The organism is Paraburkholderia sp. A1BS-2L, from assembly GCF_051125205.1.
Lineage (GTDB): Bacteria > Pseudomonadota > Gammaproteobacteria > Burkholderiales > Burkholderiaceae > Paraburkholderia.
Map to the genome: position 1 here is coordinate 210,550 of NZ_CP120430.1, position 23,859 is coordinate 234,408.

Sequence of the window (23,859 nt, forward strand, 5' to 3'; positions counted from 1 at the left end):
GCGAGCACAAGCGCGTAACGCTTGCGCCCGCCCCATCGCACACTCAATCCAGCAGTTCCCGCACGCCCTGCGCCGCATCACGGCGCAGCGCCTCGAGATCGAGGCCAGGAATCTCGCCGTTCTCCACCACCACGCGACCATTGACGATGCTGTGACGCACGCGCACCGGCTCGCCCGCCGCGACGGGGGCGACCGCGAGGTCATGGAAGCCGTCGAAGCGCAGCGCGTTGAGGTCGTAAAGCACGAGGTCGGCGGCCTGGCCCGGGGCGAGCATGCCCACGGCATCGAGCCCGAGCACGCGTGCGCCGCCGGCCGTGCCCCAATGGACCACTTCTTCCACCGTGGTCGCCGCCGCGCCATGCGCGGCACGATGCACGAGCCACGCGAAGTTCGCCTCGTGGGTCATGCTGCCCGATTCATTGGACGCCACGCCGTCGACGGCGAGCGACACCGGCACGCCCGCAGCGGCCATGCGCGGCGCGGGGGCGATGCCGCTGCCGAGGCGCGCGTTGCTGACCGGGCAATGCGAGACCCCCGAGCCGGATTCGGCGAGCATCGCAATCTCGCTGGCTTCGAGATGGACAAGGTGCGCGAACCACACGTCGTGGCCGAGCCAGTCGTGCTCGGCCACGAACTCCACCGGCAGCTTGCCGAAGCGCTCGCGGCAGAAGTCGACATAGCGCGTGGTTTCCGAGAGGTGCGTATGCATGCGCAGCCCCATCCCGCGCGCGGCGCGCGCAAGCTCCGGAAGCAGTTCGGGCGGCAGTGAGAAGGTGGGCGTGGTGGGCGCGACCACCACACGGCGCATCGAGGCCGCGCTGCCATCGTGATAGCGGGACTTGAGGCGCTCGATATCGGCGAGCATCTGGTCGAGTGTTTCCGGATGCAGCACGGTCTTCGAAAAGCCCGGGTGATCGCCCGCCGATTGCAGCGCGCCGCCTCGGCACAGCACGAAGCGCAGGCCGAATGCATCGGCTTCCTCGAACAGCAGGTCGCCGGTTTCCGTGGTGCCGTGCGCGTGATACAGGTAGTGATGATCGGCGCAGGTGGTCACGCCCGAGAGCAGCATCTCGGCCATGCCGAGCCGCGCAGCCGTGCGCGCGAGCTCGGGCGTGAAGCGCGCGAGACGCGGATACGGCACGGCGGCGAGCCAGTCCTGAAGATCGGCGTTGATGCCAGAAGGCACGGCCTTGAGCAGGTTCTGGAACAGGTGATGGTGGGTGTTGACCCAGCCCGGATAGACGACGCAGTCGCGCGCATCGATCACGCGTTCGCTGGCAAGCGGCGTGAGATTGGGCGCGATCGATTCGATCCGGCCGTTGGCGATCCGCAGATCGGCCTGGCCGAGGCGGGCCTGGTCACCGGCGCGGCCGCTCATGACGGCGGCGGGGTTGCGGATCAGAATCGACTGGGGCGGCGGCGTTGTTGGGTTCACGATCAGGCATCCTTATTATGTGTGTTGAGGGCGAAGCGCGAGCACGCGTAGCGCTCGCGCGAGCCGGTGAGTGTCAGGCGCGCATCAGTCACGCGCCATCGTTGCACAAGCCGCATCGGCGTGCTCGTGCCCGGTGCGTTCGGCGGGACGTACGCCGTTCAGCAGCGCATTGAGCATGACGGAAACGAGGCAGGCGATCACGACGCCGCTGTGCAGGAAGGGCAGCGACCATTCGGGCATGTGGCCGAACACCTGCGGCATCATCACCGGAATCAACGCGGTTGCAATCGTGAAGCCTACGATCAGCACGTTGTAGCGATTGTTCTCGAAGTCCACTTTCGCGAGCGTTTGCACGCCAGCGGCCACCACCACGCCGAACATGGCGATGCCCGCACCGCCGAGCGCGGCCGAAGGCGTGGCCGCCACGACGGCGCCGACCTTGGGCACGAGCGCGACAGCGCACATCAGCACGCCGCTCGTCGCGACGATCCAGCGGCTGCGCACGCCGGTCAGGATCACGAGGCCGACGTTCTCCATGAAGGCGATGAACGGAAACGCAGCGAACATGCCGGCAATCGCGCTGGCCACGCCATTGGCGCGCAGGCCGCGCACGACGTCTTCCTCGCTCACTTCCTTGTCGACGATGTCGCCGATCGCCACGAACAGCCCCATCGACTCGACCATCTGCACGATCATCACCACGGCCATGGTGGCGATGGGCACGATGGAGAATTCGGGCCTGCCGAAATAGAACGGCACGGGCAGCGTGAACCAGGGCGTGGCGGCGACGTTGCTGTAATGACCCATGCCGAGCGCGACGGCGAGCCCGGTGCCCACGACAAGCCCGATCAGCACCGAAAGATTGCGCACGAACGGCGAGCCGAAGCGGTTGATCAGAAGAATCACCGTGGCGACCAGCAGCGTGACGCCGAGGAACGGCAGCGAGCCGAAGTCCGCGCTCTTGGTGTCGCCGCCGCCCACCCATTGATACGCGACCGGAAAGAGCTGCATGCCGATCACGGTGACGATGCAGCCGGTCACCACGGGCGGGAAGAAGCGCCGCAGCCGGCCGACCAGCGGCGCGGCGAATGCCGTGAACAGGCCCGCGCCGATCACCGCGCCGCACACTCCCGTGAAGCCGATGCCGGGCGTGAGGCCGATGGCGATCACGGGCCCGACGCTGCTGAACGCCACGCCTTGCAGGATCGGCAGCTTCACACCAAGCTTCCAGACGCCGACGGTTTGAAAGATCGTCGAGATGCCGGAGCAGAACAGCGCGGTGCTGATGAGCACCGTGGTGTCCGCGGGCGACATCTTGAGCGCCGAGGCCACGATCAACGGCACGGCAATCGCGCCGATGTAGGCGACCAGCATATGCTGCATGCCGAGCGTGAGCATCTGGCGCCAGGGGAGAATTTTATCGACGGGATGTGAAGCGGTGTTCATGACATGTCTCCTGATTTTCGATTCCGGCCGATTCCGTGCCGGCCAGTTAATTCGGACTTCTAGTCATGCTGCGATTGCAATAAACTAATCGGGCCGCGGTCTCCCCAGAGAGAAACGGGTGCAGCTTGCGACGAAGTTTCACAAGACGAAATCGCTCTGTACAATATTTTTTCCCTTCGATCTTGATACGTTTGCGATATGGACCCCCATGGATTTGCGTCTCTTGCGTTACTTCGCGGCGCTTGCCGACGAGCTCCATTTCGGCCGCGCAGCCGCACGGCTGCACATTTCCCAGCCGCCGCTGAGCCAGCAGATTCGTTTGCTTGAGGAGGAGCTGGGCACGGCGCTGTTCATCCGCTCGCAGCATCGCGTCGAACTGACCGAGGCAGGGAAAACACTGAGCAAGCAGGTGCCGCTGATCTTCGCGCAGTTCGAGCGCGCGATCGATCTCACGCGCTGTGCGGGCCGGGGCGAAATGGGCAATCTCGCGGTGGGCATCATCAGCTCGGCCATGGTCGCGCCCATTCCGCGCGCGCTGCGCGTGTTCGCGAGCCGCCATCCGCAGGTGCGCTGGACGCTCAACGAAATGACGCCGGTGGAGCAGATCTCGGCGCTCAAGGAGAAGCGGCTCGACGTGTGCTTCTTTCGTCTGTATCAGGACGATCCCGCGATTCGCTGCGAAGCGATCGGCCGCGATACGGCGATGGCCGTGCTGCCGGCCGATCATCGGCTGGCAGCGCGCAAGCAGATCGCCCTTGGCGAGCTCGCGCACGAGCGCTTCATTTCATTCGGCTTGCGCCAGTCGCAGCTCGCGCGCGCGCTTCAGGACGCTTGCGTGAAGGCGCGTTTCACGCCCCAGATCGTGCACGAGGTGGTGGAGGTGCATACGCTGCTTTCGCTCGTGAGGGAGGGGCTTGGCGTGGCGCTGTTGCCGACCTCCGCGCAGCAGATCTCAACGGGTGGCGTGGTGTTCGTGAAGCTTGCCCAGACCGATCTCGACGTTTCGCTGCACGCGCGCTACCGCGCCGACGACACCTCGCCCGTGCTGCACGCGTTTCTCGACACGGTGCGCGAAGTGGCCGCCGAGATGGAGCGTTGAGGCTCGATCCAGAAGCGTTCCGGAGTTCCGGATGGACGACATTCATGCGAGCGTGCGCGCCACCAGCTCGCCGATCACCTTCACCAGCGGCGCCACGAGGACCGCGCGCTCGCGCGGCCACAGCGCGTAGAGGTTGTAGTGGGTGGGCAGCTCCACCGCGTTGAGCGTCACGATGCGCCCTTCGCGGCGCGCATCGGCGGCGAGCAGGCCGCGCGCAAGCCCCGCGCCCATCCCCGAGCCTAGCGCGGCCACCAGCCCCGCCGCATTGTCCAGCACCGCGATGCTGTCGGGCTCCACGCCCGGCAGGCCGGACTCTTCCAGCCAGGGAATCCACGAGCGCTTGGTGTAGCCGAGCAGCGGCAGCGTCAGCACCTGCTCGGGCGTGAGCGGCAGCGTGAGGCCGTGGCGCTCGAGCAGCGCGGGCGAGGCCATGGCCGCGAGCCGGTCGTGACACACCAGCGTGCTGTCCACGCCTTCCCATTCCCCATACCCGTAGCGCAGCGCGAGATCGACATGCTCGAACGCGAAGCGGTCGTAGCGCGACGCGGAGAGCACGGTCAGCGAGACACCGTCGAGCGCCTCGACGATCGCGGGCAAGCGCGAGGGAAACCATCCCTGCATGAGTTCGGGGTCGACGTCGAGCGTAATGGAAGGCCCGGCGGGCCGCCCCTTGACGGTCGAGATCGCGCGGTCGATCTGCTCGAGCCCCGCCGAAAGCTGATTGGCGAACAGCGTGCCCGCGTCGGTGAGCGCGATGCGCCCGCCCACGCGCGCGAACAGCGGCTGGCCGATGAAATCTTCGAGCGAGCGGATCTGCTGGCTGATCGCGCTGTGCGTGAGCGAGAGCTGGCGCGCGGCGCTCGAGAAACTGCCGACTTTCGCCGCTTGCAGGAAGGCCTGCATCGACTGGATCGAGGGGTAGCGCTTGAGCATGTGTTAGTCCGGCTAACAGAGGATCGACGAAATGATCGCTGGCTTCTGGCGCGGCGGCTTTCAATAATGCAGCCGTGTCTGCGGGCACGCGCTGGAAAACGCGAAGCGATTTGAAAGCGTCCCGAAGCCGCAACGATACGGGAAAAATCCAGCGGGAAAAACCTGGCGGAAAAAACTTCGGGAATAACATGGAAAACGTGGGAGACAGCGCGTGATTTCGATAGTGGTGAACTATACCCGGCATACGATCGACGATGTGCCGGACGACATGCCCTTGCTCTGGGTGCTGCGCGACCGCCTCAAGCTCACCGGCACGAAGTTCGGCTGTGGCAAGGGTCAATGCGGTGCGTGCACGGTGCATCTGGAAGGCGCTGCGGTGCGCTCGTGCATGCTGCCGGCGGTGGCGGCGGACGGGCGGCGCATCACGACCATCGAAGGCTTGCCTCACGACGGACGCCATCCGCTGCAACTCGCGTGGATTGCCGAAGACGTGCCGCAATGCGGCTATTGCCAGTCGGGCCAGTTGATGCAGGCAGCGGCGCTGCTCGCGCAGGATGGCAAGCCCGACGACGCCACCATCGTGTCGACGATGTCGGGCAACGTGTGCCGCTGCGGCACGTATGGACGCATTCATCGCGCGATCAAGCGGGCCGCTTCGGGCGACCCCACGCTGAACGCGGTGGTGACCTCCACCGCCACGCCCACGCCGGAACACGCCGGCAAGGAGGCGTGAAATGCGCCACGACGATCAACGCGGCGCGGCGCGCCGACGCTTCCTGAAGCAGGGCTCCGCGCTGCTGGCCGCGGGCCTCGCGGTGGGTTTCGTGCTGCCCGAGGCGCACGCCGCTGCGGCAGCAGAGCCGACCATCAGCGGCGACCCGCACCCGCAGCGCGGCGAATTCGAGCCCAACGCATGGGTGCGCGTGCTGCCCGACGACACGATCAAGCTCGTCGTCCACAAGCACGATTCCGGCACCGGCACGCGTACCGCGCTCGCGGCGGTGGTGGCCGAGGAACTCGACGTCGATCCGTTCCGCGTGGAGGTGATCACGCCCGAGGATCCGTTCTTTGCGCAGTACATTCATCCGCTCTGGAAAGTGTTTTCGACGGGCGGCAGCACCAGCGTCTCGCTCGAATACGAGCGTTTGCGCCGCGCGGGCGCGACGGCGCGCGCGATGCTGATCGAAGCTGCGGCGCAGCAGTGGAGTGTGCCGGCATCGGCATGCACGACCGACAACGGCAACGTGGTGGAAGCCGCGAGCGGCCGCCGCGCGACCTACGGTTCGCTCGCCGCCCGCGCGGCGAAGCTGCACGCGCCAAAAGACGTCGCGCTCAAGGCGCCCGGCGAGTTCAAGTATGTGGGCAAGCTGCGCAAGAAGCGCGATGCCGCGCAGAAGACCACCGGCAGCTTCGGGTACAGCATCGATGTGTCGCTGCCAGGCATGCTCGTGGCCGTGGTCACGCGCGCGCCCATGATCGATGGCCGCGTGCGCAGCGTCGACGCGAAGGCCGCGCTCGCCATTCCGGGCGTGCGCGACGTGCTGCGGATTCCCGCGCGGCCCGATATTCTCGGCGGCAATCAGGCCGGCGTGGCCGTGCTAGCGGACGATTACTGGGCCGCGCATCGCGGCCAGGCGGCATTGCAAATCGAATGGGACGACAGCCCCTTCGAGTCGTTCGACAGCAGCACGCTGGCGGCGCGCCAGGCCGCATGGCTGAATGATCCCGCTGCGCGCGTGGTGCCGACCGTCCAGAACGGCGACGCCAAAGCGGCCCACGCGGCCAAAGCGGCGGGCGGGAAAATGATCGAAGCGTCGTACTCGATGCCGTACAAGGCCGCGAATCCGCTCGAACCGGTCAATGTGACTGCCTGGGCCAGAAACGGCGGCATCGAATATTGGGGCGGATTGCAGGTGCCGTCTTCGGCGCGGGAGGCTGCCGAGGTTATCGGTAGCATTCCTGAGGATCGGGTGACGCTGCACGAACTGGTTTCGGGCGGCAGCTTCGGCGCTCGCGAATCGAAGTACTGGCTGCTGGAAGTGACGTGGCTCGCGATCAAGACCGGCAAGCCGGTCAAGCTGATGAACAGCCGCGAGGACGAAATGCGCGCGCTGTATTACCACGCGGCCACGCATCACCGTGCGCGGGCCGTGGTCGATTCGAAGGGGCAGCTTGCGTCGCTGGAACTGCGCGCGGTTTCGCCGGCCTCGCCCGAGCAGTGGGAGCCGGGATACCTCGACCGCGCGGACCGCATGGACTACAGCACGACCGAAGCCATCAACAAGTGGGAGTTCGCCTATAGCGCGCCGCATCGCGACATCGGCTGGGTGCGCCATGAGACGGGCGTGCCCACGGGCTGGTATCGCGCGGTGAGCTATATCCCGAACGTGTTCGCCGTGGAATCCATCATGGACGAAGCCGCGCATGCCGCGCGCCGCGACCCGCTGGAGTTTCGCATCGCGCATATGCGCCAGCGGCCGCGGCACGTTGCGGTGCTGCGCGAAGCCGCGAAGCGCGCGGGCTGGGGGCAGCCCCTGCCGGCCGGCACGGCGCTCGGCATCTCGACCAACGAGGCCTATAGCAGTTACATCGCCGTGATCGCACGCGTGGCGCGCAAGGGCGATGGCATGGTGGTCGAGAAGCTCACCTGCGTGACCGACTGCGGCATTGCGGTGTCACCGGGCGGTGTGGAGGAGCAGATTTATGGCGGCCTGATGTGGGGGCTCGGTCATGCCACGAGCGATCGCATCGACATTCGCAACGGCCGCGTGCAGCAGAGCAACTTCGACACCTACCGCGTAATGAGGATGAGCGACATGCCTGACATCGACATTCATATCGTGCAGGGCGACGTGAGCAAGCCTGGCGGCGTGGGCGAACTGGCGGGCCCGTCGGTTGCGCCGGCCATTGCCAACGCGGTGTTCAGCTTGACGGGCAAGCGCCTGCGCGAGACGCCATTCGATTTGCAGATGCACGCGTAGGGGAATGCACTCAAGGCAAGGAGAACCCTTGCCTTGAGCACGCATGCCAGCCGTTCTCAGCCATTCTCGCGGGTCTGCGCACGCGCGAAGGCGGGGCGGCTGGTGACGCGCTGGACGTAATCCTCCAGCAATGTCGTGCGTTCGAGCAGCGGGCTGCCCATGAACAGCGCGAAGGTGGTGGCGACCAGAATATCGGCGGCGGAAAAGGATTCGCCCAGCAAATACGGGCCATTTTGCAGCGTGCGGTTGACGTGCACCATGACTTCGTCGGGATCGACCCAGCCCGCCGTGCCGCGCGGCGGCGTGATGCCCATGAACTTGCCGACCCACGCGGGTTCCATTACGCCCGCGTAATAGGCCAGCCAGGTGAGATACGCGCCGCGCAACGGCGAGCCCACCACCGGGCCGATGCCCGCATCCGGGAATTTGTCCGTGAGATAGCAGGCAATAGCGGAGCTTTCGAACACCACCGCGCCATTGTCTTCGATAACCGGCACCTTGCCGTGCGGATGCGGATTGGCCGGGTCAACGGCGCCTGTGCCGTTGCCCCGGCGAATATCGACGGACTTGATTTGATACGGTGCGCCAAGTTCTTCGAGCAGGAAAATCATGCGCGACGAGCGCGAATGCGGAGCATGGAAAAGCGTAATCACGGCTTGTCTCCGGAGCAGGACGGGAGTCGAAATAGTACCGGAAGGCGGGATTTTGCGGCGATTCAGGCAAACGCACCGAAGTATGAAAATGTCGATTGCAAGATAGAGCGCGCGAGTCCATGCCTCTGAGGGCATGGTGCGCGCGAAATGGCCAATCAACGAGCTTCTTTCTTGATTGGAGCGTCGCTGTTGAACTTGTGGGAAGTGACAAAGACGTCCACGCTCCCCATCGAACATTCTTCGGAGGACGCCTTGCTTGACGTGATGACCTCAATCGTGCGGCCGCCCGTCTCATGAAACGTGATGTCATAGACCTGCTGATACAGATTCTTGCCTGTCTTTTCCGATGCGAGTCGGACTGCTGTTGTCTTCGAGTCGTCCAGCTTTTCGGGAGTGAGCAGGCCTGCATCAATGAGCACAGTTTCGGCCATTTTAGTCGGCCAATGAGCGCAAGGCGGCGACTTCGCCACGCACAGCGCGGGCACGGTGAGAACAAACGCAAAAATTATGCGTTTCATCGCGTGACCTCCAGCGTATGATCTCCACTGGACCAAATCTGGTTGCGCAGAGCACGATTCAAAACGACACAGCCCTCCGATGCCGTGCCTGGGCGCGCAACGCTGTCGCCGTGGATCATCAAGCCGGACCGACCGTGCGTGTTCGTCCCGTTGTTTGGCGTTAGCCGCATCGTGTAGCTCCCGGAGTGCGGGTGGATGAACGGCGCGCTAATCGAGTATGTTCCTGCGGGAATCGGGCCGGTATTGGCTATTCGTTCCATCGTCGGGTTATCGCGGCCGATACCATGACCCGAATAGCCTCGCCCATAAAGCGTGCCATTGCGACTCAATTCACCCGTTCGCTGATTGTATGTCCACGGCATCAGCAGTTCCAAATTGGTTCAGGAGCGGAAATAATACGCCGCAGCGTATCTCAAAAGATGCTCAGTCTGCCAGTTTGCACCGTCACATGAGCCACGGGGAGGGCGAAACTCAATGCGCATACTCAGTTTTTCGCAATGCGATTCAGGCAAACACACCGAATCACCTGCCCGTGAACAGAGACTTCCTGATAATCGCATGCACGCCCCAGTTGCCATTGACCACCTGCGTGATGCCAAAGTCGACGGCAACCGAAATGAGCGTGACGGCCTCGTCCTCGCTGAGCTTCTTGACGGACATGAGAAACCGGCGGGCCTTGCGAAACGCGTCGCGCATGGCTTCGTCGAGCGTCGACTTCATGTAGATGTGACTTTGCGCCTTTTGCCCGAACTCGGTCAGATGATTCGGAGAACTGAAGCCATGCAGAATCCACTCGTTCGCGGTTTCAACGAGCGGGTAGGTCAAGTCGGCGAAGGGAGCGTTCGGGTCGATCTCGCCGTTCTTGTGCAGCACCAACTGGAAATCGCCGGTCAGCGAGCATTCGATGGCGGTGCCGCATAGCTCGGAGTCGCCCTGGGACGCATGCGGGTCGCCAATCGAGAACAACGCGCCAGGCACGGCCACGCGCAGAAACACGCTGGCCCCGCGCGTCACGCGCCAGTTGTCCAGGTTGCCCGCGAAGCTCGAAGGCGGAATGGAGTCGATCAACCCATTCTGGGCCGGCGCCACTGCAATCACGCCAAAGTGCGGGCGAACCGGTATTTCGATATCGCTCAGGACGTCGTGGTTTTTCTCGATGGTGGAATGGTCGACCGGCACGCCGGGATAGTCGATCGTCGGATGCAGCACGCCAGACGGGTCGCGTTGCGGCGTCCAGCGGAAGTTGTAGAGCGCGCGCGCCTTGCCGTCGGAGCGTTCGCAGTCGATTTCGAAGATGGTCACGACTTCGCGCTCGCGCGGCTCCGTGAGCAGGTCGCGGTAATGAAACCCCCACCACGTTGCGGCGTTGCTGCCGAAGGCCTTGCCGTGAAAGCAGGGGTTCGCGCTCATGCGCGGGCGGATGTCCAGAATCCTCACTTCGAGCACGTCGCCCGGCATGGCGTCGCGCACGGCCACGGGCCCCGTGCAGATATGGACGCCGAATCCTTCGCCCGCGCCGCGCCCATAGATCGATGCATCGAGCGGGCCCGCGCCGCGCCGGTCGACGTTCTTCTTCTGCGCGGTCCAATGGAACACGCTTTGCGCGCCGGCATCGCCTTCGATCATGCGCTCCCAGTCATCCGATGCGTGCTGTGTGAGCGTTTCGATCGTCACCTTGTCGCCCGACTCGACTTCGAGCACCGCAGGCAAGTCGCGGCTCAAATAGCCCCAATGGACGGTCTTGTCGGTGGCGTTGAGCCGGTGATGGCGGCGTCCGAAGCTATCGGTGGCATGGCCCCAGCGCGAAACACGGCCGGGGTGGCCCGGCGTGCTCGCCGGCGCGGTGCCGTCGTTGGCCGGAAGCTGGTCGCGCGCGATGGGCTGGATCCGCACGTGTTCGGGCCGGCCGCGCGAGATGCGTTGCGCAACGACCTTGGCCGGCGCGGGCATCATCTGGTCGCGGTAGGAACTGGGCGAGATGCCGAACTGCTGCCGGAACGCGTGGCTGAAGTACGAGGGATCGTTAAAGCCCCATCGATAACAGATATCCGAAACCGTGAGCTTGCTGTAGAGCGGATTCGCGAGATCGGTACGGCAACGTTCGAGCCGCCGCGTGCGCAGATAGACCGAAAAATTCGTGCCCGACTTTTCGAACAGCTTTTGCAGGTAGCGCGTGGACACGTGCTCGTCCGAGGCGATGGAGGCCACGCTCAAGCCGGGCTCGGCCAGCCGCGCGTCCACGCGTTCGCAGATGCGCGAGAAGATGGCGGTGCGCGACTGCGTGAGCCCCGCGAGGTCGGGCGGCTGGCTCGCGATCAGGGCCGTGGCGAGAAACTCGGTGATCGTGCTGTCGATGGGCTGCAAGGCCTTGGGGTCGGCGGCCACGACGGTTTCGAAGGTGTCGGCGGCCGCGCACAGCATTCTCGCGAAGAGCAGTCCTGCATCGCCCGTGAGCTTGATCGCTTCGGTGGGCAGCGGCGCGGCTACGCGCGCGGCGAGCAGCGCGGGGCCGATGTGAACGGTGAGCAGGCGAAACGCGGTGGCGAGCGACAACTCGGCGTGCGCGCCCGCGGGCACGCAGACAATTTCGTTCTCACGCAGGCTGTCGCTCGTGCCCGTGGTGGCGAGCCCGGCCTCGCCTTCGAGCAGCATCAGCAACACGAGGCCACGGTCCTTGCCCGCGGCCACGGCAACCGATTGCGGCACTGAAGCGATGCACGCGAGCTCGATGCCGGCACTGGTGGTTCTGGACTGCACCGTGCCATGCAGCGAGTGATCTGCGCACAGGTTCTGGCAGGAGAGCCGCGCGACCATGAGCTCGGCGCGCCAGGCAGCGGCACGGCCGGGTTGCGGCCAGGCTTCAGTGGAAAAGTGCGATTGACGCAAGGCCTGCCTCCCTGGCGCGTGCATGCAGCAGTGGTGATGGCGGACCCACCGGCTGGGCCCGCCTGACTTCAATCCAGCACATGCGTCGAGCCGTTGTGGCGGCTAGCCGAAATGCAGCTGCCCTCGCATGGCCGCCACCAGGACGAAGCCCGCGAATGTGCCGACGATCGCGAAGATGCCGCCGAGCACATTGGGCGCAGGTATCGGAGCCCGTACCGCAGTGTAAACAACCCCTGTTACCAGGCCAACGGCTGCGGCCTGAATTTCCGTTTGACCTAGCATGATTTCAACCATGTCATTCCCCTTTATCATGAATCGGCCGCGATCGATCCGCTTGCTGGTGGACGACCGAAACTGACACTCTTGCGCCATGCGTTCACGACCAGGTAGCCGAGATAGGTGAAGAGAATGGCGCAAATGCCCCCCGTGACGTTGGGTGCGGGAATGGGCAGATCGAGCCACGAATACAGCGTGCCGGTGACGAGACCGACTATGAGCGCAACCAGTTCATTGCGCCCCACGTAGACATAGTGCATGTGAGTTCCTCACGCTTGTTCGCTTGCGTTATCCGGGTGTCCGATTTAGGCCTTGTTTTGGCCTGATCTGGCGTTTAGCCCTTGGTTTTCGGTGGGAAGATGGCACGCGGCATCGTGCAATGAATGCCCTGGGTGCCGTCGACCACCTGCGTGACGCCGAAATCCGCGGAGACGCTCATGAGCGAGTAGGCGTCGTCGCGCGAGAGGCCTTGCTGCTCGGTCAGCAGATGGATCATGTCGCGCGCCGCATTCCTGCCGGCTTCGTCGAGATCCTCATGGAAACCGTGGACGACCCAGCAGTCCGGCGTTTCCAGCAGCGGCGAGGGGAAGTGGAAATCTTTTCTCAGGACTACCTGGAAAAGCACATTCAATGAGGCCTCGATCGCGGTGCCGCTGATTTCGCCGTCGCCCTGCGAGATGTGCGGGTCGCCGATCGAGAACAGCGCGCCGTCCACCGCAACCGGGTAATACATGGTGGCGCCCGCGCCAATACGCCAGTTGTCGATGTTGCCGCCGTGCAAGCCCGGCTCCACGGTCGAGACGCGGCCTGCCTTGTCGGGCGCCACGCCCGCCGTGCCCAGATGCGGGCGCACCGGAACGCGCACGCCTGCGAGCGCTGGCTGGCGGCAGCATTCGCGCTCGTCGACGATTTTTCCGGGCGTCGTCATCTTGTTCGGGTAGTCGTAGGCGTACAGTGCGTGCGCGGTGTTCGACGCGGTGTCGAGTTCGTAGATGGTGATGCGTTCCTTGTTGAATTCGCGGTACAGCTGGCCCCAGTGCGCGGCAGCATTTGCGCCGTAGCGAAAGCGCGGAATCATTTGCAGGTAGCGCACTTCGAGCACGTCGCCGGGCTTGGCGTCCTCGATGTAAATCGGGCCTGTCATGATGTGCACGCCCGGATTGCGGTCCTCGTGCGGGATCTTTGAATAGATTTCGCGCACGGCGTTGTCCATCATCAGGTCCGGCGCATCGCCGGCATGGTGGGTGATCGCTTCGGCGCGAATGATGTCGCCGCTTTTCACGGTCAGGGCCGGTGCTTTGCAGGCGTCGAAATAGCCCCAATGAACGGTCTCGGGACGGGCGGGCAGATCATGCAGCATGGTTGTCTCCTTGATTTATGGGTAGCCGCGTCCGACGGCCGTGCATGATTGAACGGTCGTGCGTGAAGCGGTTATGGCCAGGTGCAATGCTGATGGACAGCCACCTCATTGATCGTGGCCATCCATGACTTGCGGGAATCGCTCGGTGCTTAGCCGTTCGACTTGATGTCTCGCGGTGACTTGATATTAGGTATTCCGGATTCTTGCAACATAGGGCGATGCGCCCCAATCGCTTGTGTTCTCGCGAACTAGCGTAAACCCGCTGCAAATGCGGTATGAAATGCCCGCTTCAATGCGTAACCGGAACGCGCACGCGCGCCAGCCACGTGCGTGACGGCATGCAGATCGCGTTAAGTCCGTTGTAATCGGGGAAGTGGCGCGGGCGAGAGAATTCGCGCGATCGCACGTGATGTGTGCGCGTTATTGATACTTCATGAGCGCAATATCGGTCGATGCAAACAAGATGTGGACACAACCAATCACACCAGCCGACGCAGTCGCTGGTGACGCGCGGTCCGCGCGTCAGCTTCTGAAGATCTCTTCGAGATCGACCTGCTCGCTTGCCGACTCGAGCTTCATGCTGCCTTGAATGTGGTCCAGGTGCTCGAGCATCAAACGCTCGGCGCGCGCGGCGTCGCGCTTCGCGATGGCATCGACGATATGCGAGTGCTCGTCGGCGCGGCAGCAGGTTGCTGTAGGCGCGTCGTAGAGAGAGATCATGAGACACGTGAGCACGGAAAGCTCACGCATGGTGCGGGCGAGCGCCGAGTTGCCCGCGAGATCCGCCGCGAGCGAATGAAACTCGCCCGAGAGCCGGATCACGGTGCGCTTGTCCTCGCGCTTGCGCGCATCGGCTTCGAGTGCTTCGTGCTCGCGCAGGCGCTTGAGCTTTTCGGCCGTCAAGTTCTCGACAAGCCGCCGCATGATCGCGGGCTCGATCAGGCGGCGCGCTTCGAAAACGTCGAGCGCCTGCTCGATGGAAGGGCGCGCGACATACGCCCCCTTCTGCGGAATCAATTCGACCACCTGCTCATGCGCGAGCCTCGCCAGCACTTCGCGAATGCGTCCGCGACTGGCATTGAAAATTTCGGCCAGGCGCTCTTCCGCGAGTTTGGTGCCGGGGTGCAGCCGGTGCTCGAGGATCGCCGCGTAGATGCGCTCGTAAATCTCGTCCTGACTGAGTTCCAGCGGCGCGCGCGCCGGCGCAGCGGATTTGCGTTTGCGTGGAGCGGATTTCCCGGCAGGGGGCGTGGCAAGTTCGTCGATTGCAGGCACGGCAATGGCCTCTCGTATGCGGTGTAGCGGGCGCGCCAGCCGCGCTGCGCATCGCCCAGAGTCAGGATACCGGCCGCCTCGCGGATTGTCGACACTCATGTAAACACTAGTTTTGTAAACATAATTGTTGACTATTATGTCGACAGCAAAGACGTCATGGTTGCCATTGATTCATAAGATAATTTTCGAGTCGGGAGATTTCAGGTGACAGGTTCGGCGCTAGATCTGGTTATCCGCAATGCGCGTGTCGCGACGGCCAGCGACACCTTCAAGGCTGACATCGGCATCGCGGGCGGGCGCATCGTTCAGCTGGGCATGGGCTTGCCGGCGGGCGCGCGCGAGATCGATGCGGCGGGGCGCGTGGTGACGCCGGGCGGCGTGGATGCGCACTGCCATTTCGATCAGCCGATGGCGCCGCCGCTGCGCATGGCCGACGACTTCGACACCGGCACGCGCGCAGCGGCATGCGGCGGCACGACCACCGTGATTCCGTTCGCGGCGCAGGAGAAAGGGCAGTCGCTGCGCGCCGCCGTGGACGACTATCACGGCCGCGCCGAAGGCAAGGCGCACATCGACTACGCGTTCCATTTAATCGTGAGCGACCCCACGCCGAAGGTGCTGGAAGAGGAGTTGCCGGCGCTGATTGCCGAGGGCTACACGTCGTTCAAGATCTACATGACCTATGAGGATCTGAAGCTCGACGATGGCCAGATCCTCGACGTGCTGGCCATCGCTCGCGAATACGGCGCGATGGCCATGGTTCACGCGGAGAACGCCGATTGCATCGAATGGCTGACGAAGCGTCTCGAAGCCGCGGGCCGCAAAGCGCCGCGCTTTCATGCGCATGCTCGCCCGCTGCTGGTGGAGCGCGAGGCCACGCATCGGGCCATTTCGCTCGCCGAACTGGTGGACGTGCCGGTGTTGATCGTGCACGTCTCGGGGCGCGAAGCGGTCGAGCAGATTCGCTGGGCGCGCTCGCGCGGCCTCAAGGTTTATGCCGAGACCTGCCCGCAATACCTGTTTCTGACCGCCGCCGATCTCGGCATCGACGACACCTATCAGGGCGCGAAATGCGTCTGCAGTCCGCCGCCGCGCGACAAGGCCAACCAGGAGGTGATCTGGGACGGCCTGAACGACGGGCTCTTTACGCTTTTCAGTTCCGACCACGCGCCATTCAACTACGACGCGCCCGAAGGCAAAAAGCCCGGCGGCGAGGAAGTCTCGTTCAGCCACATTCCGAACGGCATTCCCGGCGTGGAGACGCGCATGCCGCTGCTCTATTCCGAGGGCGTGCTGGCGGGGCGCATGACGCTGAACCGCTTCGTGGAACTGACGTCTACCAATCCGGCCAAGACCTATGGCCTGCACCCGCGCAAAGGCACTATCGCCATCGGCAGCGACGCCGACCTCGTCATCTGGGGCGAGCGCGGGTTCGTGCTGCGCAACGCGGACCTGCATCATGCGGTCGACTACACGCCTTACGAAGGTCAGACGCTGCGTGCCTGGCCCGACATCACGCTGATCGGCGGGGCGGTAGTGTGGGATGGCGAGTTCCATCCGCGCCGCGGGCGAGGCCGCTTTCTGCGTTGCGGGAAACCGACGATCGGGCCTCGAGGTGCGCTCGACTAACGCGTTGTGGTTGTGGTGATTCCATTCATGGAGTGCCCGCCGTTTCACTAAAAACTCACAAACAATTCACTGAACTAATGTGAGCGGCGGAATTATGCGAGGAGAGAGCATCGTGGAAAGACAGGACAGGAAACTGGCCGAGCTGGACCCGACAGGCCGGCTGTATAACGACGACCTGGCGCCCGCCACCGAGCGGAAGTGGACGTCCTATAGCTTCTTCGCGGTCTGGATGTCGGCGATACACAACATCGGCACCTATACGTTCGTGGCGGGCTTGTTCGTGCTCGGCATGACGGGGTGGCAGGTGCTCGCGTCCATTCTGATCGGCACCGGCATTCTGTTCTTCGGCATGAACTGGGCTGGCCGCATGGGGCAGCAGACCGGGGTGCCGTTTCCCGTGATGGCGAGACTCAGCTTCGGCATCTGGGGCGCCAACGTGCCGGCGCTGATTCGCGCGGTCATCGCTATTTGCTGGTACGGCATTCAGACCTATCTGGCTTCGACCGCCGTGGTCGTCCTGTTGCTGCGCATGAATCCGGCCTTGCAGCACTGGGAGGACCAGAGCCTGCTCGGTCTCTCGTATCTCGGATGGGCCTGCTTCGTGTTTCTGTGGGTCATGCAGCTGCTCGTGATCACGCGCGGCATGGAAGCGGTGCGCCGCTTCCAGGACTGGGCAGGACCGATCGTGTGGGTCGTGATGCTGCTGATGGCGCTGTGGCTCTTCGCGATGGCCGACTGGCATCTGCCGATGAATCTGTCCGTCAAGCCCTTGTCGGGCAGCGGGGTGGTGCAGGGCATTCTCACCGGCGCATTCCTGCTGGTCTCCACTTACGCGACCATGCTGCTCAACTATTGCGACTTCACGCGTTTCGCGAAATCGGAGCGTGCCGTGATCGTCGGGAATTTTTGGGGAATCCCGATTAATTTCGCGGCGTTCGCCGCCATCAGCATCACCATGACGGTGGGCACCGTGGTGGTGTTCGGCAAGGCCATCACCGACCCGGCATTGATCCTCGCCAGAGTGCCCAACACCTTCGTGCTGGTGGTGGGCGCACTGATGTTCATCGTGGCGACCATCGGCGTGAACGTCGTGCTCAACTTCGTGTCGCCTGCCTATGACCTCGCCAACGTGTGGCCCAAGCGCATCACGTTCCGTCGCGGCGGCATCATCAGCGCGGTGCTGGCGCTCGTGGTCATGCCCTGGAACCTGTACTCGAACCCGGTGGTCGTGAACTACTTCCTGGGCGGGCTCGGTGCGTTTCTCGGGCCGCTGTTCGGGATCATGGCCGCCGACTATTTCCTGATCCGGCGCGGTGTGGTCAAGCTCCAGGACCTGTATCGCTCGGACGAAAACGGCGAGTACTTCTATCGCAATGGTGTCAATCCGAAGGCAATGGCCGTGTTCGTGCCGACCGCGGGCGCGGCGGTTGCGGTTGCGCTGCTGCCCGCGCTCTCCGCGGTTGCAGCGTTTGCGTGGCCGATAGGATTCGTGGCGGCGGGCGCGGCGTACTTCGTGGTGATGGGCGGAGCGGGCGCGCGCGCCAATGCCGGAGTGGGCGCGCTGGAGTAACGGTGTACGCCGCGCGGGCGGGGCGGTCACGCGCCCGCGCGGCAGCCCCGCATCCTGAATATCAGGGCGTGAAGGTATCGCCGAGCACCACGCCTTCGCGGCGCGGATCGGTGCCGCCCTGCAGCACGACAGACTGGCCTCGCGTGACACGCATCACCGTGTTGATGCCGCTAGCCTGCGAGGCCGTCGACACCTTATGGCCGAGTGCGGTCAGGCCTGCGATCAGCGGATCGTGCACGCCGTTGTCGGTGAGATCGAGATCGGGATGCTCGCCGCCGATCGTCGTGGTCGGGCTGTTGCCCGCGCCGAAGTCCATCAGCCCCGCCGACTGCTGCGCGTCGAGCCCCCAGTCGAGCACACCCACCAACGTCTTCACCACATATTGCGGAATCGTGCCGCCGCCGGGCGAGCCGGTGGCCATCACGAAGTCGCCCCGCGAACCGTCGGCCGCAACCTTGAACACGAGCGTCGGCGCCATCGAGCTGCGCGGCCGCTTGCCGGGCTGCACGCGGTTCGCGACCGGATTGCCGGCGCTGTCGGTCGGGCTCGCGGAGAAGTCGGTCAACTGGTTGTTCAGCAGGAAGCCGTGCGTCATGTGGAACGAACCCATGCTCGACTCCACCGTGGTCGTGGCGGTGAGCACGCTGCCGTCGCCGTCGACGATCGTGAACTGGTTCGTGCCGTGCTCGATCTGGTTGGCGGCAATGCCGACCGGCGCCGCGCCGAGATTGCCCGCCTGCGCCGTGCCCATACTTTTCGACATGCTAATCAAATTCGCACGGCTCTTCAGGTAGGGCTTGTTGAGCAGGGTGTCCCATGTGCCGCCTGGCAGCGGAACGAAATCGGTATCGGCAACATACTTGTCGCGATCGGCATACGCGAGCCGTTCCGCTTCCGTGATCAGATGCACGCCATTGACGGTGGGCTTGCCGCCTTCGAGGTCGATGGCCGTGGGCGGGAGCGATTTCAGGTCGAAATTCTCGAGAATGCCCAGCGCGGACGCAACCGCGATCCCGCCCGAGGACGGCGGCGGCATCCCGCAGATCCAGTACGTCGCGCGATACGTCGTGCAAACCGGCTTGCGCACTTTTGCCTGATAGCCGGCGAGGTCGGCGAGCGTGGTCTTGCCGGGCGTGAGCGTCGAGCCGTCGGCGCCCGTGGTGGCGGCGATCTTCGCGACGATGTCCTGCGCAATCGCGCCAGTGTAGAGCGCGTTCGCGCCGGATTGCGACATCTGCGTGAGGGCATCGGCGTACGCGGGGTTCCTGAGCACCGTGCCGAGCGTCTTCGGCGAGCCGTCCGCGTTCAGGAAATACGCGGCCGCTTCGGGATCGCGCTTCAGGTTCGGCGCGTTCGAGGCGATGGCCGCGGCGAGACGCCCGCCGATCGGAAAGCCGTTGGTGGCGAGCGTTATCGCATCGCCGAACAGGCCGCGCCAGGGCAGCTTGCCGTGGTCGTGCTGCAAGGCTTCGATCAGGCGCGGCACGCCGATCGTGCCGATCGAGCGGCCGCTCGCGCGCGGGTTCGGCAGCGGCGTCGTTTGATCGGTCGTGTCGTCGATATAGCGCAGATAGTTTTCGGTCGCGGCGGCGGGCGCCGTTTCGCGGCCATCGTAGGCTTGCAGCGTCTTGCTGGGTCCGTCGTAGTACAGCAGCACGCCGCCGGAGCCGAGGCCGGTCGCTTCGGGAACCGTGAGGCCGAGCACGGCCTGCACCGCGACGGCCGCATCGGCGGCGGTGCCGCCGCGCCTGAGCACGGCGCAACCGGCCGCGCTCGCGTAGGCGTTCGAGGTTGCGACCATGTAGGTCCGGGCGTAGCGCGGCTTCAGTCCCGTCCGGTAGCCCGACGCGGCTTCGGGCAGCGACGGATCGCCCGGCTGGTTCGAGCCGACGACGACGGTCGAGCTGTTGTTGTCCACCGCGAGGCAGGCGCTGGCGCCCGTGGCAAGCGGCGGAGCTGACGATTGCGGCGGCGGGTTGTTGCTGGAATCGCCGCTGCAGGCGCTTATCAATGCCGCAGCGAGCACCACGGAAATGTAAGGCCGGATCGTGGTGATTTTCATCGTCGTGGACCGGAGTTGTCGTTCGAGGAACGGGATGTGGGGCTGAATCAGCAGCTGAATGGTTTCTTAAAACATTCAGAAAGGCAAACGGAATTCATTCAGGTTGTGGGGAGGAGGCGCTAAAGTTCGCGCGGCCGTTGCCGACAATCTGGGCATGGCATGCGAACCACTTGAACCTTCCGGGAACCATCCGATCTGGGCCGAAGCACGGGCACTGGAGGCCAGCATTCGCGCGATCCGGCGCGCGCAGGGCAAGAAGAACCCCGAGGACTTTCCGCCGCATAGCCCCGAATGCTTCGCCGCGATGAACGAGTTCGTGCGCGATGTCTGCCGGGTGCTAGAAATCGATCTGAATGAGCCCGATGTCGAAGACGATGACTAGCAGCGCCAGGCGAATTGCATGGCATATCCGGCTTCGCTAGATCGCGCTGTCATTCCCGATACCGGAAGAACTCGATGAAAGCCCGCAGCGCAGGCCGCATTTGCCTGCGCGAGGGGTAGTAAATATAGAAGCCGTCGAATTGCGGACACCATTCCTGCATGACCGGAATGAGACGTCCAGCACGAAGATCCTCGTCGATCGCTTCCTCGAAGAGGAACGCGAGCCCCAAACTGTCGAGCGCCGCCTGCCGCATCAGGCTCTGCTGCGGCAAGATCAAATTGCCCTTCACCTCGACGCTGATCGGGCGTCCATCCTTTTCCAGTTCCCAGCGGTAAATGCGCCCGCTTTCGAAGCGTCGCCGGATGCATGGGTGATCGGCGAGATCGCGTGGATGCATCGGCTGCGGATGGCTTTCAAAATAGAAAGGCGTCGCGACGATCAGACTCCGGCGCGGGCTACTCGCTCGCACGGCGATCATGTCCGCCTGGAGACTCTCGCCCAATCTCAATCCCGCGTCGCAACCGCTTTCGACGATGTCCTCGAACAGGTCGGACGTGCGAATGTCGAGTTCGATCTGCGGATAGCGCGTGCTGAAGTCTCGCAGGCGGGGCATGATCAGTTCTTCCGCCGCCAGCATCGGCATCGTGATTCGCAGCGGCCCGGAAGGGGCCTCGCGCTGTTCGGCCGCCTCGGCCAATCCCGCTGCGATGTCCGAAAGCGGCGCGCCAACCCGGTCGAGCAATCGTTGGCCCTCCTCGGTTGGCCGCGTCGAGCGGGTCGTGCGCGCCAGCAGCCTGACGCCCAGACTGGCTTCGAGCGTCGAGACCGCATGACTGACCGCCGAGGGCGCAATGCCAAGGTGATCGGCCGCCGCGCGAAAGCTTCCAAGCTGCGAAACGGTCACAAAGACGGTGAGTTGTGAAAGCTGCGTTCGGTCCATTGTTCTATCGGATAGATTGAGGCAATCGAATCCGGACATATTATCGAATGATCGATCGGCGACTACGATACCTGCATCCCGACACGTTCGCGAAAGGAGAGAAAGATGCAGATGCGCAGACTTGGACAATTCGATATTTCCGCCATTGGCTTCGGTTGCATGGGGCTGAGTCAGGCCTATGGGGTGCAGGACGAAGCAGCGTCGACCGGTACGCTGCACCGGGCGGTCGATCTGGGTGTGAGCTTTTTCGACACCGCCGAGGTGTACGGGCCGCATCGCAATGAGATCCTGTTGGGGCGCGCGCTCAAGCCGTATCGGGACAAGGTGGTGATCGCGACGAAATTCGGCTTTACGTATCGCCGCGACCGTGACGATTTCGGCGAGATAACCGGCACCGATGGCCGCCCGGAAAATGCCCGCGCCGTGGCGGAGGCGTCGCTCAAGCGCCTGCAAACGGATGTGATCGATCTGTATTACTTGCATCGTGTCGATCCGGCCGTACCCGTCGAAGAAACCGTGGGCGCGATGGCGGACCTGGTCGCGCAAGGCAAGGTGCGGGCAATCGGCTTGTCGGAAGTTTCAGCCGAGACCTTGCGCCGGGCGCATGCGGTCCACCCCATCACAGCGCTTCAAAGCGAATATTCGCTCTGGACGCGCGATGTCGAGCGCAATGGCGTGCTGGCTGCTTGCCGGGAGCTCGGGGTCGGCTTTGTGCCGTTCAGCCCGCTCGGGCGCGGCTTCCTGACGGGCACGGTAGCGTCGCTCGCGACGCTGGACGAGCAGGACTTTCGCCGCAGCCTGCCGCGCTTCCAGCCTGGCCATATCGAGGCGAATCGCAAGCTCGTTTCGGCGGTCGAGGCCATGGCGCTCGAGAAAGGCGTGACGGCGGCCCAGCTCGCGCTTGCCTGGGTTCTGGGGCAAGGCGACGACATCGTGCCGATCCCGGGAGCCAAGCGCATTGCGCATCTGGAGCAGAATGCCGGCGCAGCCGATATTCGATTGAGCGCGGACGAATGCGCGAGGCTCGAAGCCATCTTCTCGCCCGAGCAAATCTCTGGCGGACGCTACCCGGAGGTGTTCGAGAAGATGGCGCAGAACTGACGCATGCGTACCGAGCCGGGGGCAGATCTGCTCACGCATTTCAGCGCCCGGTTGAACAACTCAGAAAGAATGTCTGATGGCGACGCGACTGACGAATTGCCGGTTCGACGACGAGGAATTATCCGCACCGGTAATGAATGCCTGATCCAGGAACGTCCCCGTATTGCCGTCCGCAACCTGCTGAAATACCCCTTGAAGATAGACATCCGTGCGCTTCGAGAGGTTGTAGTCGAGCATCAGGCCCACCTGGTGCCATTTGGGCCGCGCGCTGGCATTGCTTCCCTGGTACTTGCCAAGCGTGTACGTGTACATGGCCTGTGCGAAAAGCGCCGGCGTGAAGTCGTACTTCGCATTGATCTCAAAGTTATCGAAGTCCAGCGAACTAACTGTCACACCCGCTGGAAAGGTGCCGGGCATCAGGTAGCCGTTGCCGACAGGCGCGTCCAGCGACGTGTGGCTATAAACAAAGCCCAGCGTCGCGCGGGCCATCGTATAGGTGACCCCCGCCCCATAGGTTCGCTGATGCCCCGCGACAAAACTTGCGTCGTTCGTCGCCACCGCGCCAACGCTATTGGCACCGACGTTATCGATGTCCATGTAGGCGAGAGCCAGCGACAGCGAACCTGTGCTATAGGCCGCTCCAATGCTATAGAGCCGGTTATTGGCGAACGCACCGGCGGCATTGCTGAAACCATAGACGCCACCGAATGTAAAGCCCGCGATATTCGGGCTGGCGTACTTCACCGAGTTGCTGACCCGAAACGAATTATCCGTATTGTCATGGTCGTACGGATGAGCGAACAGGTATCCCGAGTACCCGCCGTTTGCCGTGAGCGGCGCGAGATAGTCCACGACTGAGTCATATTGGCGTCCGAAGGTCAGGCCGCCCAGCTTGTCGCTTTGCACGCCGACGTAGGCTTGCCGGCCGAACATCCGTTCCCCCTGGCCAGCGCGTCCGCAATTGACGTCGAAACCGTTCTCGAGCGTAAACAGTGCCGCGAGCCCACCGCCGAGATCTTCTTTGCCGTTGACGCCCCACCGGCTACCTGCCGCGTAGCCACTTTCCATTTCGTACGCGTGCTTACCTCCGGTATTCGTCGTGAAGTTGAAGCCCTCGTCGATAATCCCATATAGAGCGACGGAGCTTTGCGCGGACGCAATCGACGAAATGAATACGAACCCCCCGGCTACGAAAACCTTCTTTATCATCGATGTCTCCATATTAATAATTGGCATTACAAATTATTTATTTCGGCAGGAGATGGTATTCGGGCAGTGCCGCATTGGCTGGACTGCCCTATATCGCCATACTC

General features: G+C 63.8%; 21 protein-coding genes. 7 read left to right on the plus strand and 14 right to left on the minus strand.

Annotated elements, in window-relative coordinates; all coding sequences use genetic code 11:
- Positions 1 to 43 precede the first annotated feature (43 nt).
- Both P5W98_RS25475 and P5W98_RS25480 read right to left on the minus strand, forming a co-directional pair.
- Positions 44 to 1,438, minus strand: coding sequence for an amidohydrolase family protein (locus P5W98_RS25475; RefSeq protein ID WP_421028018.1), 1,395 nt, complete (start codon positions 1,436 to 1,438; stop codon positions 44 to 46).
- Between the two features lie 81 nt (positions 1,439 to 1,519).
- Positions 1,520 to 2,881 (minus strand): nucleobase:cation symporter-2 family protein, encoded by a 1,362-nt coding sequence (locus tag P5W98_RS25480; protein ID WP_421027545.1) that lies wholly within the window; start codon positions 2,879 to 2,881, stop codon positions 1,520 to 1,522.
- 208 nt (positions 2,882 to 3,089) lie between these two features.
- Between P5W98_RS25480 and P5W98_RS25485 the strand changes: the two genes are divergently transcribed.
- The gene (locus tag P5W98_RS25485) at positions 3,090 to 3,980 is read left to right on the plus strand and encodes a LysR substrate-binding domain-containing protein (RefSeq protein ID WP_421027546.1); all 891 of its coding nucleotides are present in this window, start codon (positions 3,090 to 3,092) and stop codon (positions 3,978 to 3,980) included.
- Between the two features lie 42 nt (positions 3,981 to 4,022).
- Here the strand turns inward: P5W98_RS25485 and P5W98_RS25490 are convergent, their stop codons facing one another.
- On the minus strand, positions 4,023 to 4,913 hold the full coding sequence (locus P5W98_RS25490) for a LysR substrate-binding domain-containing protein (RefSeq protein ID WP_421027547.1): 891 nt from the start codon (positions 4,911 to 4,913) through the stop codon (positions 4,023 to 4,025).
- Between the two features lie 211 nt (positions 4,914 to 5,124).
- Between P5W98_RS25490 and P5W98_RS25495 the strand changes: the two genes are divergently transcribed.
- Together P5W98_RS25495 and P5W98_RS25500 are read left to right on the plus strand one after the other, a co-directional pair.
- Entirely contained in the window at positions 5,125 to 5,646 is a 522-nt protein-coding gene (locus tag P5W98_RS25495; protein WP_421027548.1) for a (2Fe-2S)-binding protein, read from the plus strand.
- Between the two features lies 1 nt (position 5,647).
- Positions 5,648 to 7,894 (plus strand): xanthine dehydrogenase family protein molybdopterin-binding subunit, encoded by a 2,247-nt coding sequence (locus tag P5W98_RS25500; protein WP_421027549.1) that lies wholly within the window; start codon positions 5,648 to 5,650, stop codon positions 7,892 to 7,894.
- 56 nt (positions 7,895 to 7,950) lie between these two features.
- On the opposite strand, the gene P5W98_RS25505 is transcribed toward P5W98_RS25500, so the two are convergent.
- The 8 genes from P5W98_RS25505 to P5W98_RS25540 form a co-directional block, all read right to left on the minus strand.
- Positions 7,951 to 8,547 (minus strand): glutathione S-transferase family protein, encoded by a 597-nt coding sequence (locus P5W98_RS25505; RefSeq protein WP_421027550.1) that lies wholly within the window; start codon positions 8,545 to 8,547, stop codon positions 7,951 to 7,953.
- A gap of 155 nt (positions 8,548 to 8,702) precedes the next feature.
- The gene (locus tag P5W98_RS25510) at positions 8,703 to 9,065 is read right to left on the minus strand and encodes a hypothetical protein (protein WP_421027551.1); all 363 of its coding nucleotides are present in this window, start codon (positions 9,063 to 9,065) and stop codon (positions 8,703 to 8,705) included.
- Complete coding sequence (locus tag P5W98_RS25515; protein ID WP_421028019.1) at positions 9,062 to 9,427, minus strand: tlde1 domain-containing protein; 366 nt, start codon at positions 9,425 to 9,427, stop codon at positions 9,062 to 9,064. The genes P5W98_RS25510 and P5W98_RS25515 overlap by 4 nt, the downstream gene beginning before the upstream one ends.
- Positions 9,428 to 9,587: 160 nt before the next feature.
- Positions 9,588 to 11,879 (minus strand): acetamidase/formamidase family protein, encoded by a 2,292-nt coding sequence (locus P5W98_RS25520; RefSeq protein WP_421028020.1) that lies wholly within the window; start codon positions 11,877 to 11,879, stop codon positions 9,588 to 9,590.
- A gap of 174 nt (positions 11,880 to 12,053) precedes the next feature.
- Positions 12,054 to 12,245, minus strand: coding sequence for a XapX domain-containing protein (locus tag P5W98_RS25525; protein WP_035525667.1), 192 nt, complete (start codon positions 12,243 to 12,245; stop codon positions 12,054 to 12,056).
- Between the two features lie 14 nt (positions 12,246 to 12,259).
- A complete protein-coding gene (locus tag P5W98_RS25530; protein WP_421027552.1) occupies positions 12,260 to 12,487 on the minus strand; it encodes a XapX domain-containing protein in 228 nt (75 codons plus the stop codon).
- Between the two features lie 74 nt (positions 12,488 to 12,561).
- Positions 12,562 to 13,587 carry an acetamidase/formamidase family protein gene (locus tag P5W98_RS25535; protein ID WP_421027553.1) on the minus strand — a complete coding sequence of 342 codons (1,026 nt, stop codon included), beginning with the start codon at positions 13,585 to 13,587 and terminating at the stop codon, positions 12,562 to 12,564.
- A gap of 522 nt (positions 13,588 to 14,109) precedes the next feature.
- A complete protein-coding gene (locus P5W98_RS25540; protein ID WP_421028021.1) occupies positions 14,110 to 14,754 on the minus strand; it encodes a GntR family transcriptional regulator in 645 nt (214 codons plus the stop codon).
- A gap of 312 nt (positions 14,755 to 15,066) precedes the next feature.
- Between P5W98_RS25540 and hydA the strand changes: the two genes are divergently transcribed.
- A complete protein-coding gene (gene hydA, locus P5W98_RS25545) occupies positions 15,067 to 16,491 on the plus strand; it encodes a dihydropyrimidinase (protein ID WP_421027554.1) in 1,425 nt (474 codons plus the stop codon).
- A 112-nt stretch (positions 16,492 to 16,603) separates the two neighbouring features.
- Positions 16,604 to 18,061, plus strand: coding sequence for an NCS1 family nucleobase:cation symporter-1 (locus P5W98_RS25550; protein WP_421027555.1), 1,458 nt, complete (start codon positions 16,604 to 16,606; stop codon positions 18,059 to 18,061).
- Positions 18,062 to 18,122: 61 nt separating this feature from the next.
- Here the strand turns inward: P5W98_RS25550 and P5W98_RS25555 are convergent, their stop codons facing one another.
- Positions 18,123 to 20,123, minus strand: coding sequence for a gamma-glutamyltransferase family protein (locus tag P5W98_RS25555; protein ID WP_421027556.1), 2,001 nt, complete (start codon positions 20,121 to 20,123; stop codon positions 18,123 to 18,125).
- A gap of 154 nt (positions 20,124 to 20,277) precedes the next feature.
- Between P5W98_RS25555 and P5W98_RS25560 the strand changes: the two genes are divergently transcribed.
- On the plus strand, positions 20,278 to 20,505 hold the full coding sequence (locus P5W98_RS25560; RefSeq protein WP_421027557.1) for a hypothetical protein: 228 nt from the start codon (positions 20,278 to 20,280) through the stop codon (positions 20,503 to 20,505).
- A 49-nt stretch (positions 20,506 to 20,554) separates the two neighbouring features.
- On the opposite strand, the gene P5W98_RS25565 is transcribed toward P5W98_RS25560, so the two are convergent.
- Positions 20,555 to 21,721, minus strand: coding sequence for a LysR family transcriptional regulator (locus P5W98_RS25565; protein ID WP_421027558.1), 1,167 nt, complete (start codon positions 21,719 to 21,721; stop codon positions 20,555 to 20,557).
- Between P5W98_RS25565 and P5W98_RS25570 the strand changes: the two genes are divergently transcribed.
- The gene (locus P5W98_RS25570) at positions 21,605 to 22,546 is read left to right on the plus strand and encodes an aldo/keto reductase (RefSeq protein ID WP_421027559.1); all 942 of its coding nucleotides are present in this window, start codon (positions 21,605 to 21,607) and stop codon (positions 22,544 to 22,546) included. The two genes, P5W98_RS25565 and P5W98_RS25570, sit on opposite strands and share 117 nt — an antisense overlap.
- Positions 22,547 to 22,606: 60 nt before the next feature.
- Here the strand turns inward: P5W98_RS25570 and P5W98_RS25575 are convergent, their stop codons facing one another.
- A complete protein-coding gene (locus P5W98_RS25575) occupies positions 22,607 to 23,755 on the minus strand; it encodes a porin (protein ID WP_421027560.1) in 1,149 nt (382 codons plus the stop codon).
- Positions 23,756 to 23,859 lie beyond the last annotated feature (104 nt).